We start from the raw sequence: 12,596 nt of genomic DNA, 5'->3' as shown, positions 1-12,596 counted from the left end.
ATGTATCGCCCCGTCATTCTTGCTCCGCTCGATCACTATCTCCCCGGCTTCAAGGCCGGTGGCGCACTGCGAAGCATCACTAATCTCGTGGACAGGCTCAGTGACGAGTTCGATTTTCGCATCATCTGCGCGGACCGCGATCTGGGAGACGCCGCGCCCTACCCGGATATCGCCGGCCGCCGCTGGGTTCACGTCGGGCCTGCACAAGTTTATTACACCGCACCACAAGAACGGACGCTTGTCAGTCTTTCTCGCATCCTGCGCGAGGTGCCGCACCACCTGCTCTATCTCAACAGCTTCTTTTCACCCCGCTTCACCATCCTGCCCCTCCTGGCGCGGCGGTTGGGATTGATCCCCCGTCGGCCCACGATTCTTGCTCCGAGAGGGGAGTTCTCTCCGGGCGCTCTGGCGCTCAAACGGCGGAAGAAGCAAATCCATCTCACGGCTAGCAAGACAACGGGGCTGCTTACCGCCGTCGCGTGGCAGGCGTCTACGGAACAGGAGAGCGCCGACATCCGCAGTGCCCTCGGCCCCTGCGCCGCCGATGTCCGTGTGGCGGCGGATCTGTCCTCGCCGCTCGGGCCGCGGCCGCCGCCGCATGGGCCGCGCGCGCCGGGCGCGCCGCTGCGCGTGCTCTTCCTGGGCCGCATCTCGCCCATGAAGAACCTCGACTATGCGCTGCGCGTGCTCGCGTCCGTCCGGGTGCCGGTCGTCTTCTCCGTCGTCGGGCCGCCGGAGGATGCCGCCTACCGGGCGGACTGCGAGAGGCTTGCCGCGCGGCTTCCCGCGCATGTCGCGGTCGACTGGCGGGGTCCGGTCGATCCGTCGCACGTGGCGCGCGTCATGGCGGCGCACGACCTGTTCTTCCTGCCGACGCGGGGCGAGAATTTCGGCCATGTCGTCGCCGAGGCGCTCGGCGCGGGCACGCCCGTGCTGCTGTCGGACACGACGCCCTGGCGCGGCCTGGCGGCGGCCGGCGTCGGCGACGACCTGCCGCTTGCCGATCCGTCCGCCTTCGCCGCCGCAATCGAGCGCGCCGCCGCCGCGACGCCCGGCGAGGCCGCCGCGCGGCGCACCCGCGTCTTCGCCCATGCCCGCGAGCGCCAGAGGACGTCCGCCGACGTCGAGGCGAACCGGATGCTTTTCACCGCGGCGCTGGGCGGTCGGCAGGCCGCCGCCGCACTCACCTGAAGAGGCCCCCATGAAGAATGAATGCGTTCTCATCACAGGCGGGACCGGATCCTTCGGCAAGACGATGCTGCGGGACCTCCTCGACAAGGGCTGCGCGGAGATACGGGTGCTGAGCCGCGACGAGGAGAAGCAGGACATGCTGCGCAACGCGCTGCGCAGCAACAGCGTCCGCTTCTACGTCGGCGACATCCGCGACCGCGAGAGCGTCAACCGGGCGATGGCCGGCGCCACGCGCGTGTTCCATGCTGCGGCGCTGAAGCAGGTGCCCTCCTGCGAGTTCTTCCCGCTGGAGGCCGTGCGCACCAACATCCTCGGCTCCGACAACGTCATCCAGGCGGCCGTGGCCGCCGGCGTGCGCTCGGTCGTGTGCCTGTCCACCGACAAGGCGGTGCTGCCGATCAATGCCATGGGCATCTCCAAGTCGATGATGGAGAAGGTCGCCGCCGCCATCGCCCGCTCGATCGGCACGGCGGCGGCCACCACCGTCTCGATCGTGCGCTACGGCAACGTCATGTATTCGCGCGGCTCGGTGATCCCCCTCTTCATCGGCCAGATCAAGGCCGGCCGGCCGATCACGCTGACGGAGCCGGGCATGACCCGCTTCCTGATGCCGCTCAGCGATTCCGTGGCGCTGGTGCACCACGCCTTCACCCATGCACGGCAGGGCGACCTGTTCATCCGCAAGGCGCCCGCCTCCACCATCGCCGACCTCGTCGCGGCGCTCGCCGACCTCTTCGGCGCGCCGGAGCATCCGGTCGAGCAGATCGGCTGGCGCCACGGCGAGAAGCTCTACGAGACGCTGGCGACCGCCCAGGAGCTCAGCCGCAGCGAGGACATGGGCGCCTATTACCGCATCCGCATGGACGACCGCGACCTCAACTACAAGGCCTATTTCAGCGAGGGCGACGAGGCGACCGCCCGGCATGAGGACTACCATTCCCACAACACCGAACGGCTCGACGTCGAAGGCGTCAAGCGGCTGCTCGTCAGCCTGCCGGAGGTGCGCGCCGAGCTCGACGCCTGGCGGGGGAGGGCGGCATGAGGATCGTCGTCACCGGTGCGGCGGGCCTCCTCGGCCGGCACGCCGCCGTGCGCCTCCATGCGCAAAACCGCGCCGCCCTCTTCCGCGGCGAGGCGCCGCCCTTCGCGCTCGTCCGGCTCGACCATGCCGGCTTCTCGGATCCGGCCGGGCTCCGCCGGGCGGTCGAGGGGGCGGACGCGGTGCTGCATTTCGCCGGCGTCAACCGCGGGCCGGACGAGGCCGTGGAGGCAGCCAACCCGGCGATCGCCGAGGCGCTCGTCTCCGCCTGCCGCGCTGCCGGCGCCGCCCCGCACATCGTCTACGCCAACTCCGTCCATGCCGTCGCGGACACGCCCTACGGCCGCGGCAAGCGGCGGGCGGGCGAGATCCTCGCCGCGGCGGGCCTTGCCCATACCGACCTCGTCCTGCCGCATGTCTTCGGCGAGGGCGCGCGGCCCGACTACAACAACGTCACCGCCACCTTCATCGACCGGGTGATCCGCGGCGAGACGCCGAAGGTGAACCGCGACGGCCGGGTCGACCTCCTGCATGCCGGCGCGGCCGCGCAGGCGGCGATCGACGCGGCAACGGAGAAAAGGACCGGCACGCTCCGCCCGCCCGCGCGCCCGACGGCGGTGCCCGAGCTCCTGGAGACGCTGCGCGCCTTCCATGCCGCCTATGCAGCGAACGTCTTTCCCGATCTTGCCGATCCCTTCGCGCTTTCCCTCTTCAACAGCTACCGCGCGGCCCTCCATCCGCACGGCTTCCCCCGGCCGCTGGCGCTCAACAGCGACCGGCGCGGCACCCTGTTCGAGGCGGTCAAGGGCGGCGGCGGGGGCCAGACCTTCCTGAGCTGGACCGAGCCGGGCGTAACGCGCGGCAACCATTTCCACCTGTCCAAGGTCGAGCGCTTCCTGGTGCTGGAGGGCGAGGCGGCGATCCGCATCCGCCCGGCGCTCGGCCGGACGGTGACGGAATACCGGGTCGAGGGCGGAACGCCCGCGGCCGTCGACATGCCGACGCTCCACACCCACAGCATCGAGAACACCGGCACGCGGCCGCTCCTGACGCTGTTCTGGACGCACGACCTGTTCGACCCCGCCCGGCCCGACACCTATGCCGATCCCGTCCTGGAGCCGTAAGATGCAGAAACTCAAGGTCATGACCATCCTCGGCACGCGGCCGGAGATCATCCGCCTCTCCCGCGTGATGGCTCGGCTCGACGACCATTGCGACCATCGCATCGTCCATACCGGGCAGAACTACGACCACGAGCTCAACGAGATCTTCTTCGAGGACCTCGGCGTGCGCCGGCCCGATCATTTCCTCGGCGCCGGCGGCGGCACGCTGGGCGAGACGCTGGGCCGCATCCTCGCCGGCAGCGAGCGCGTGATCGCCGCCGAGCGGCCGGACGCCGTGCTGATCCTCGGCGACACGAACTCGGCGATCTCCGCCGTCATGGCGCGGCGCATGAAGGTGCCGGTCTACCACATGGAAGCCGGCAACCGCTCCTTCGACCACAACGTGCCGGAGGAGACGAACCGCAAGCTCGTCGACCACATCGCCGATTTCAACCTCGTCTATACGGAGCACGCCCGCCGCCACCTGCTGGCGGAGGGGATTTCCCACCGCCGCATCCACCTCACCGGCTCGCCGATGCGCGAGGTGCTGGAGCACTACCGCGACCGCATCGCCGCCTCCGGCGTCCTCGACCGGCTGGGCCTTGCCCCGCGCGGCTATCTCATCGCCTCGCTGCACCGCGAGGAGAACGTCGACAGCAGCGCCCGGCTTGCCGCGCTGACGGCGGCGCTGGAGGCGCTCGCCGCCCGCTACGGCCGGCCGGTGGTGGTCTCGACCCACCCGCGCACGCGAAAGCGGCTCGAGGCGCTCGGAAAGGCCACGGGGAGCGGACCGGTGCGCTTCCTGAAGCCCTTCGGCTTCCACGACTACAACCGCCTGCAGAAGGACGCCTTCTGCGCCGTTTCCGACAGTGGCACGATCGCCGAGGAATCGGCGATCCTCGGCTTTCCCGCCGTCACGCCGCGCGACGCCATCGAGCGGCCGGAGGCGCTCGACGCCGGCTCCATCGTCATGACCGGCGCCGACCCGCAGGCGATCCTCGCCGGCGTCGAGGCCGCCACCCGCTTCTTCGCCGAGCGTGAGGCGGCCGGCCTCCCCCACCCCGTCCCCGCCGACTACTGCATACCCGACACGTCCGAGCGGGTGGTCGCGCTGATCCTCGGCACGGCCAGGCTCTCCAACGCCTGGGACGGCATCCGCGAAAACGATCTGGGATGACGCCATGTCCGACCTCTACCGAAACCGCGGCAAGCGGCTGTCCGATCTTCTCCTGGCGCTTCTCGCCGCGCCCGCCGCCATCCTCCTCTGCCTCGGCTGCGCCGTGGCGATCCGGCTGGAAAGCCCGGGCCCGGCGATCTTCCGGCAGGTCCGCGTCGGGCGCGGGCGGAGGCCCTTCATGCTCTACAAGCTGCGCACCATGTCGGCGGATACCGGCGACCGCGCGAGCCACGAGGTTTCCGCCGCGCAGATCACCCGGGTCGGCGGCCTGTTGCGGCGCACCAAGCTCGACGAGCTGCCGCAGCTCCTGAACGTCGTCAGGGGCGACATGAGCTTCGTCGGCCCCCGCCCCTGCCTGCCCGGCCAGACGCTGCTGGTGGAGGAGCGCGAACGGCGCGGCGTCCATGCGCTGAGGCCCGGGATCACCGGTCCGGCCCAGCTTGCCGGCATCGACATGTCGACGCCCGTGGCGCTCGCGGAGGCGGACGCCGCCTATCTCGGCCGCGTCGATCTCGCCGGCGACCTGAAGATCCTTCTCCTCACGGCCGCGGGCCGGGGTAGCGGCGATGCCGTCAAGCGCGCCTGACCTCCGCCGCCAGGAAGGCGAGGCTCTCCGGCATCCGCTCCACCGGCCGCCAGCCGAAGCGGCGCTCGAGCTCCAGCGGCGGGGCGACGCGGAGCTCGTCGAGGGCGCCGGACAGGAGGCTCCCCGTGCGGGTCGCGCCCGCAAGCAGCCTCAGGAGACGCGGCGGAACGGGAAGGAGCCGCGGCGCCACCCCGATCTGCGCGGCCATGGCGCGGACCAGGTCGCGCGTGCCGATCGGCTCCCCGTCGGACGGCTCGAAGATCCGGCCGGAGGCCTCCGCCCATGCCGCATCGCCGGCGCCTGCCATCGCCAGCACCAACGCCACCAGGTTGCGCCGGGACAGATAGGCCCGCGGCGCCGCGGCGCGGCCGAACGGCAGGGGAACGCCCCGGGCGACGAGGCGCGACAGGGCCGCGAAGCCTCCCGCCCCGCCCGGCCCGTAAACCGGCGACAGGCGCAGGATCACGACGTCGATCCCATGGCCGCGGGCGGCGAGGAACCGTTGCTCGACAAGCCGCTTCACGGCGCCGTAGGAGGCCGGGCCGGCCTGCGCGTCGCGCGCATGGACGCTGCTTGCGACGATGATGCGGGCCGTGCCCGCCCGCCGTGCCGCCTCGATCAGGCCGGCGCACAGCCGCGCGGCGGCGTCGGCGCTGCGCTCCGCATCGCGGGCGGGATTGTCGGCGAGATGCAGGAGGCAGCCGCCCCGGGAAAGCGCGCCGGCGAGCGCGTCGGCATCGGCATAGGACGGCACGGTGCGCCACGCGACGGCCGGCGGAACCCAGTCGGGACGGCCGCTGCGCGACAGCGCCCGGCACGCGACGCCCGCGTCCGCGCACGCCTCCATGACGCCGCGGGCTATGAAGCCCGTTGCGCCGGTCAGGTCAAGCTTGACTCGGCGTCCGTCCGTCATCGATATCTATACTGCACCATCCGCATCAATTCTGTCCATATTGTTGTTTCTTCATGTATGTCGCGCTGATTTCCCAGTATTTCCATCCCGAGCAGTTCTCGAACAACGCGATCGCGCGCGAGCTCGTCCGCCGCGGCCACGAGGTCCACGCGTTCCCCTGCGTGCCGAATTATCCGGAGGGGCGGTTTCCCGCCGGCTATTCGAACACCGCCAGGCGGGAGGAGACGTGGGAAGGCGTCCGCATCAGCCGCGTCCTGACGGTTCCCCGCGGCAGGCGCGCCCTGTCGCTGATCGCCAACTATCTGGTCTATCCGCTCGCCGCGAGCTGGACGATGTGGCTGAGGCTGCGCGGCCGCCCGGACGTCTCCTTCGTCTCCATGCCCTCGCCCCTGTTCCAGGCTTTCGCCGGCATCGTGCTGCGCTGGCGCACGGGAACGCCCTGCGTCTACTGGGTCCAGGACATCTGGCCGGAAAGCGCGACCTTCACGCTCGGCATCCGTTCCCGGATCGCCGTGGCGGTCCTGAACGCCGTCTGCGGCTGGCTCTACCGGCGGGCGGACATCGTGCTGGTGCAGAGTGCCGCCTTCACCGGGATGATCACCCGTTTCGGCGTGCCGCGCGAGCGCATCCGCGTGCTGCCCAACACCGCCCCGCCGCTCTACCGGCCGGTGGCGCCGGAGGAGGCGCCCGAGCATGCCGCGCTGATCCCGCAGGACGGTTTCCGCCTGATGTTCGCCGGCAATATCGGCGAGAGCCAGGATTTCGACACGCTGGTCGCCGCCGCCGCGCTGCTGCGCGACCGGCCCGGGCTCTGCTGGGTGATCGTCGGCAGCGGCCGCGACGAGGCGCGTGTCCGCCGGCTCGTCGCGGAAAAGGGGCTGGACGCCCGGTTCCGCTTCCTCGGGCGCTTTCCCGAGGCGGCGATGCCCGGCCTCTTCGCCCATGCCGACGCCATGCTGGTCAGCCTGAAGGACACGCCGATCTTCGCGCTGACGGTTCCCTACAAGACGCAATGCTACATGGCCTGCGGCAAGCCGATCGTCGCCTCGCTCAACGGCGAGGGCGCGCGCATCGTCGCGGAGGCGGAAGCCGGCGTCGCCGTGCCCGCCGGCCGGCCGGAGGCGCTCGCCGCCGCCATCGCCGGCCTCATGGACGGTCCGCGGCAGCGAAGGGAGACCTATGCCCGGAACGCCCGGCGCTATTTCGAGGAGAACTACGCGGCCGACAGGATCCATGGCGATCTGGAACGGGCGCTGGCGGATGCGGCAGGGATGTCGTAAGGCGTTTCCCGTCCATCAAAAAGCCCATTTCCCCTGCCCTCCTCGGCACTCCCGCCTTTCGCCTTCCGGAGCCTTCCATGCCCGCATCCCCTGACAGACTGCGCATCGCCGTGCTTTTCGGCGGCCGGTCGGCCGAGCACGAGGTGTCCGTGCTGTCCGCCGTCAACGTGCTTTCCGCGCTCGACCCGGCGAAATACGAGCCCGTGCCGGTCTTCGTCACCCGCGAGGGGCGCTGGCTGCTGAGCTCCTACCGCGACGGCGCGCTCGACCAGCCGGCAGGCGGCACGGAGATCGCTCTCGTTCCCGGCGGCAGGGGCCGGGCGGTGGCGCTTGCCGAGGACGGCCGGGCGGAGGCCTTCCCGGCGATCGACATCCTCTTTCCGGTGCTGCACGGGCTCCACGGCGAGGACGGGGCGGTGCAGGGGCTGGCCGAGGTGGCGCGCGTGCCGCTCGCCGGCTGCGGCGTGCTCGGCTCGGCCAATGCGCTCGACAAGGACATCGCCAAGCGGCTCCTGCGCGCGGCCGGCCTTCCCGCCGCCCGCGCGGCGATCCTGCGCCGCGGCGACGCGCCCTCCCACGCGGCGCTGGAGGCCGAGCTCGGCCTGCCCTTCTTCGTCAAGCCCGCCCGGCAGGGCTCCTCCGTCGGCGTGCGCAAGGTCAACGCCAGCCAGGAGCTCGCCGGCGCGCTGGAGGAGGGCTTCCGCCACGACGACAAGCTGCTCGCGGAGGAATTCATCGCCGGCCGCGAGATCGAGTGCGCGGTGCTGGAGAGCGTCGACGGCAGCCTGTTCGTCTCCCGCCCCGGCGAGATCGCGCCCGCCGAGAGCCACGGCTTCTACAGCTACGACGCGAAATACATCGACGAGAACGGCGCGGCGCTGACCGTGCCGGCCGACCTTCCGGCGGAGATCGAGGCGCGGATGCGGGCGCTCGCCGCCGACGCCTTCCGCGCGCTCGGCTGCGACGGCATGGCCCGCGTCGACTTCTTCCTGACGGCGGACGGCCGCATTCTCATCAACGAGCTCAACACCATCCCCGGCTTCACCGATATCAGCATGTATTCCAAGGCGATGGCGGCAAGCGGCGTCGGCTATGCCGAGGTCATCGACCGCCTCGTCGCCCACGGCCTCGCCCGGGCGGGCCGGTAGACGCGACGCCCGCCGCCGCTTCGCGGCCGCCTCCATCGGAGGGAAGACGGGTGCCTCGCCGCCCCTACCCTCCCTCGATGGAAGGTCCGCAGCGCTGCGGCAGCACGGGCGTCCATGGCTCATCCCTTCCCCCGCTCCAGCGCCTGCAACATCGGGTAGATGCTGAAGGCGGAGCGCTCGGCCTTGGCGGTGAGATCGCGCAGGTAGCCGCCGGGCGAGCGGATCGTCTCGGCGCGCTCGAGCAGCACGGCGACGGTGATCGCCGCCGCCTCGTCGCCCATCGCCGCGCGCGCCTTGCGCCAGGCGTCGGGCGAGACGCCGAGCATGGAACGCACGAGATCGGCGGCCGCCACGAGGTCCGCCCAGTTGCGGATGCCGTCCCGGGCATAATCGCCGATCTGCGGGCAGAGCCTTTTCAGCCGTGCAAGGCTTATCGCCGCCTTCCGCTCCGGTGCGGCTTCGCCTTGGATGGACTCATGGCCGTTTTTATCAAGGGTCGGGTCTGGATTTGAATTCTGAATATGGCGCTCGTCATGGGAGTCATTGGCGCTCATTTCCTCTTCGGAAAGGCTTGAGAGATAAGCGTTTTCCACCTCGGCGCGAAGCCGCAGCAGCCCGTCGCGCCGCGCCTCGATCTCCGCCGCCGCCATGCGCCGGCCGATGCCCGCGGAAAGGGCCGCAAGGCGCGCGGCCATCTCCGCCCAGTCGCCGGCCCTGCCCTCCTCCAGCGCCGCCTCGACGATCTTGCCGATGTCGCGGCGATGCAGCGTCACCTCGGCGCGCAGCGCCCGTTCGGCCCGGTCGGCGGCGCGGGCGGCCTCGGCGGCGGCGAAGATCTCGTCCGCCTGGAGGGCGAGCGGCGCGAGGTCGAAGCCGAAGGCGTCCTCCACCCGGCCGCTCTCGTCGCGGCGGCAGTAGCGCTTGCCGTTGGCGCTGTCGCGGCGGAAGATCAGGCCGGCCTCGACGAGGGCGGCGAGATGCCGGCGGATCGTCGCCGGCGCCATGCCGCGGGCGCGCACCGCAAGCTCGCGGTTGGAGGGAAAGACGACGAGCGGCGCGGAGCCGTCGAGCTCGCGCACCGTCGCGAAGGAGACGAGCGCCTCCAGCACCGCGATCGTCCGGTCCCCCAGCCCGTAGGCGCGGCGCGCCTCCGTCAGCGCGCGCAGAAGCTGCCACTTGTCGGCGCGGCCCGTGTCGTTGCCGCCGTCGCCGGCGCGCAGTTTCTCCTGCCGCTCGGCCGCGGCGCGCTGGCGCCGAAACAGGCGCGCAGTCATCCTGCCGCCGCCGAAAGGCGTCGTTGCAATATGCTCCATCATCGTCCGGTCCCCTGTCCTGAGACAAGAAGGTCCCGCCGACGCCGCCGCTCGGGCAGACGAAGTTCTCCGTTTCGCGCAATGCTTCCCTATCCGGGACCGGAGCATCCTTTCCGCACAGGGATGAATCCATCCATGCGCGGGACGCTGCGGGCATCCGCGACTCTTGACTTTGACTGTCGGAAGTGATTCTCTCGAACTGCTACATAGAAGAGGGCTTCCGGAACGGGTACGTTTTGGGGGCCTTTTTTCTTGTCTACGCGCTTCCTTTCGCTGGTTTCACCTGGGTTCTCCAGGCCGGTTTCCCGGCCCGAATCGGTCTCTACGTCTCCGCGCGGGCGGCGAGGAACGCGGCGTAATCCTCGGCAAGCCGGGCCGCGACGCGCTCGGCGAAGGCCGGATCGACGTCGGCGGCGAAGGCGATCACCGTCGCCTTGCCCCTGCGCTCCAGCCGCGCGAGCGGCCCGCCGTCGGCCCGGGCGATCGCGCGCACCTGCGGCTCGGGCTTTCTCAGCCGCGACAGCCGGTCGAACAGCATGCGGAAGCGCTGGTCGGACGGGGCGGCGCGGAAGCGCGTGCTGTAGATCTCGTCGATCGCGATCTCGAGCCGCGCGCCGTTGTCGTTGGAGAATATCTCGCCGAGCGCCATCCAGCGGGCGCGCCCGGCCTTGGGCGCGGGGCCGATCGCCCGGACGACCTGCGGCGGCACGTTCTCCGCCACCTGCAGCAGGCGCGACAGCTCGCTCTTCTCCACGGCGAGCGCCTCGCAGACGAGCTTGCGCTCGAAGCCGCGGGCCGTCAGCGCCTGCGCGAAGAGCGCGCGCTCGATGAAGGAGAGGTTGCGCCGCTCGGCGTTCTCCTTGCCCTGGGCGAGCACGAGGTCCTCGTCGCTGAGCGGCCGCACGATCGCCTTGACGGTCACGCCGAGCCTGCGGGCGGCCTTGACGCGGCGGTGGCCGTAGGCGACCTGGTAGCGCTCGCCCCCCTCCCCGCCGCCCGGCGCGGGCCGCACGAGGATCGGCACCTGCTGGCCGCTCTCGCGGATGCTCTCCACGAGTGCGGCGAAATCGGGATCGTCGCGCTCCTCGTCGGAGAGCCGGTCGCTGACGAAGGAGGCATCGATGCGATCGGGATCGAGCGAGACGACGCGCTCGCCCTCGGCGAGCGCCTGGCGCAGCTCCTCCGCCTCGCGGGTGATCGAGGTGAGCGAGAGGCCCATCGCCTTCACCGCGCCGGAGGCGGCCCGGCCCGGCCCGTCGCCCGCCGGCGGCGCCGGCATGGACTTCACCTCGGGCGCGCGGCCCGGCGGATCGGCGGCCGGCACGATGTCGCCGCCGAACAGCGCCTTGATCGAATTCTTGCGGTCGCGTCCGGCCATCGTCAGCGTCCCCATGCCGTGTGGATGAGCGCCTCGATCTCGCTGTTGACCGCCTCCAGCGAATCCATCGCCCGGTCGTAGGTCCCGCGCGAGAAATTCTCGCGGCCGACCTCGTAGAGCGTCTGCTTGGTGAGGCCGGCGTCCGAGACGGCGGTGGATTTCAGCATCGTCGCGGTCAGCACCCGCTCGCCGAACAGCGAGCGCAGGAAGCCGACGATCTGCGCCTGCGGCCCGTCATGCGGCTCGTAGCGGGTGACGAGGTAGCGCAGGAAATCGAAGTTGAGCTCGCCGCCCGCCTCGCGCACGACGCCGAGCAGGTCCGAGGTCATGAACAGGAACTGGCTCATCGAGGCGACGTCGAGCATCTGCGGATGCACGGTGACGATGACCGAGGTCGAGGCGCAGAGCGCCGACAGCGTCAGGTAGCCGAGCTGCGGCGGGCAGTCGATGACGACCACGTCGTAGTCGCCGGCGACCGTGGCAAGCGCCGCCTGCACGCGGGTGAAGAACAGCGCGTGGCCGTCGCCCGGCCGCCGTTCGGCAAGCGCCCGCGGCGTCGCGTGCTCGAATTCCTGCAGTTCCAGGTTGCCCGGCACGAGGTCGAGATTGTGGAAATAGGTTTTCCGCACGATGGCGGAGAGGGGACGGGCCTCGCCGTCGTAGCGGATCGCGCCGTAGATCGTGTCGTTGCCGGCAAGGTCCAGCTCCGGCTGGTAGCCGAACAGGGCGGAGAGCGAGGCCTGCGGGTCGAGGTCGATGGCGAGCACCCGGTGGCCGGTCATGGCGAGGTGCTGGGCGAGGTGAACCGAGGAGGTCGTCTTGCCCGAGCCGCCCTTGAAATTGGTGACGGAGATCACCTGCAGGTGCTCGCCGCGCTCCGGATCGCGCCATTTCAGGTAGCCGCGGGCCTTGGCGGCATTGCCCTTGGCGCGCGCCTGCTCGGCGAGGTGCCGGCGCAGCGCGTCGATGTCGGCGAGCGAATAGAGCCTGCGCCCGCCGGGGCCGACGGGCAGCTCCGGCCCCTCGCCGGCCAGCGCGATCTGGCGCAGATACCCGTCCGACACGCCGATCAGCCGCGCGGCCTCGCCGGAGGTGAAGCTGCGCAGCGTCTTCTGCGCGGCCGGCGGGAACAGCCGCTCGCGCATCGCCTTGAGCTGGACGGACAGCGCCTCGGCGTCCTCGGCGATGGTGACGTCGGCCGGACGCGGGGCGGGGGCTTGCGTTTGCGGGGCTGGCTCCGAGGGCAAAGCCATGGCAGTCTCCGTTTCTGGTCTTCCGCCCGCTCCGCCCTCATGGCGCCACGGCGGCGTGCTGTCCTTCCATTCTCGGCGATTCTCCGGGCCGGGGATATACGGGCTCGGAAAAATCTGCGGATCACTTCGGCAGTTACGGCGAATGTCCTGATCTTCGCCCGGTTCCGTTAGGGACGGTGGGCCATCGACCGAGTCGCGTCAAGCCCCTTTTTCTC

General features: G+C 70.9%; 11 protein-coding genes. 7 read left to right on the top strand and 4 right to left on the bottom strand.

The window, feature by feature from the left end:
- The 5 genes from NNZ72_RS05175 to NNZ72_RS05155 are packed head-to-tail and all read left to right on the top strand — an operon-like array spanning position 1 to position 5,096.
- A complete protein-coding gene (locus NNZ72_RS05175; protein WP_257313600.1) occupies positions 1-1,191 on the top strand; it encodes a glycosyltransferase family 4 protein in 1,191 nt (396 codons plus the stop codon).
- A 10-nt stretch (positions 1,192-1,201) separates the two neighbouring features.
- Positions 1,202-2,233: an SDR family NAD(P)-dependent oxidoreductase gene (locus NNZ72_RS05170; RefSeq protein WP_257313598.1), complete on the top strand. Its 1,032-nt coding sequence runs from the start codon at positions 1,202-1,204 to the stop codon at positions 2,231-2,233.
- Positions 2,230-3,354 (top strand): polysaccharide biosynthesis C-terminal domain-containing protein, encoded by a 1,125-nt coding sequence (locus NNZ72_RS05165; protein WP_257313593.1) that lies wholly within the window; start codon positions 2,230-2,232, stop codon positions 3,352-3,354. The genes NNZ72_RS05170 and NNZ72_RS05165 overlap by 4 nt, the downstream gene beginning before the upstream one ends.
- Before the next feature lies 1 nt (position 3,355).
- The gene (gene wecB / locus NNZ72_RS05160; RefSeq protein ID WP_257313591.1) at positions 3,356-4,510 is read left to right on the top strand and encodes a non-hydrolyzing UDP-N-acetylglucosamine 2-epimerase; all 1,155 of its coding nucleotides are present in this window, start codon (positions 3,356-3,358) and stop codon (positions 4,508-4,510) included.
- 4 nt (positions 4,511-4,514) lie between these two features.
- Positions 4,515-5,096, top strand: coding sequence for a sugar transferase (locus tag NNZ72_RS05155; RefSeq protein ID WP_257313588.1), 582 nt, complete (start codon positions 4,515-4,517; stop codon positions 5,094-5,096).
- On the opposite strand, the gene NNZ72_RS05150 is transcribed toward NNZ72_RS05155, so the two are convergent.
- Positions 5,083-6,009, bottom strand: coding sequence for an NAD-dependent epimerase/dehydratase family protein (locus NNZ72_RS05150; protein ID WP_257313585.1), 927 nt, complete (start codon positions 6,007-6,009; stop codon positions 5,083-5,085). The two genes, NNZ72_RS05155 and NNZ72_RS05150, sit on opposite strands and share 14 nt — an antisense overlap.
- Before the next feature lie 53 nt (positions 6,010-6,062).
- On the opposite strand from NNZ72_RS05150, the gene NNZ72_RS05145 reads away from it, so the two are divergent.
- Both NNZ72_RS05145 and NNZ72_RS05140 read left to right on the top strand, forming a co-directional pair.
- Positions 6,063-7,289, top strand: coding sequence for a glycosyltransferase family 4 protein (locus tag NNZ72_RS05145; RefSeq protein WP_257313583.1), 1,227 nt, complete (start codon positions 6,063-6,065; stop codon positions 7,287-7,289).
- 77 nt (positions 7,290-7,366) lie between these two features.
- Positions 7,367-8,437: a D-alanine--D-alanine ligase family protein gene (locus tag NNZ72_RS05140; protein WP_257313581.1), complete on the top strand. Its 1,071-nt coding sequence runs from the start codon at positions 7,367-7,369 to the stop codon at positions 8,435-8,437.
- Positions 8,438-8,556: 119 nt separating this feature from the next.
- On the opposite strand, the gene repC is transcribed toward NNZ72_RS05140, so the two are convergent.
- The 3 genes from repC to repA all read right to left on the bottom strand — a co-directional run bounded on the left by repC (position 8,557) and on the right by repA (position 12,381).
- Positions 8,557-9,753, bottom strand: a complete 1,197-nt coding sequence (repC, locus tag NNZ72_RS05135) for a plasmid replication protein RepC (protein ID WP_257313579.1) — start codon at positions 9,751-9,753, stop codon at positions 8,557-8,559.
- Between the two features lie 319 nt (positions 9,754-10,072).
- The gene (gene repB / locus NNZ72_RS05130; protein WP_257313577.1) at positions 10,073-11,128 is read right to left on the bottom strand and encodes a plasmid partitioning protein RepB; all 1,056 of its coding nucleotides are present in this window, start codon (positions 11,126-11,128) and stop codon (positions 10,073-10,075) included.
- 2 nt (positions 11,129-11,130) lie between these two features.
- Positions 11,131-12,381, bottom strand: coding sequence for a plasmid partitioning protein RepA (repA, locus tag NNZ72_RS05125; RefSeq protein WP_257313574.1), 1,251 nt, complete (start codon positions 12,379-12,381; stop codon positions 11,131-11,133).
- Positions 12,382-12,596: the final 215 nt, after the last annotated feature.

The organism is Shinella pollutisoli (assembly GCF_024609765.1).
Taxonomy (GTDB): Bacteria; Pseudomonadota; Alphaproteobacteria; order Rhizobiales; family Rhizobiaceae; genus Shinella; species Shinella pollutisoli.
This window is presented reverse-complemented; position numbering and strand designations above follow the sequence as displayed.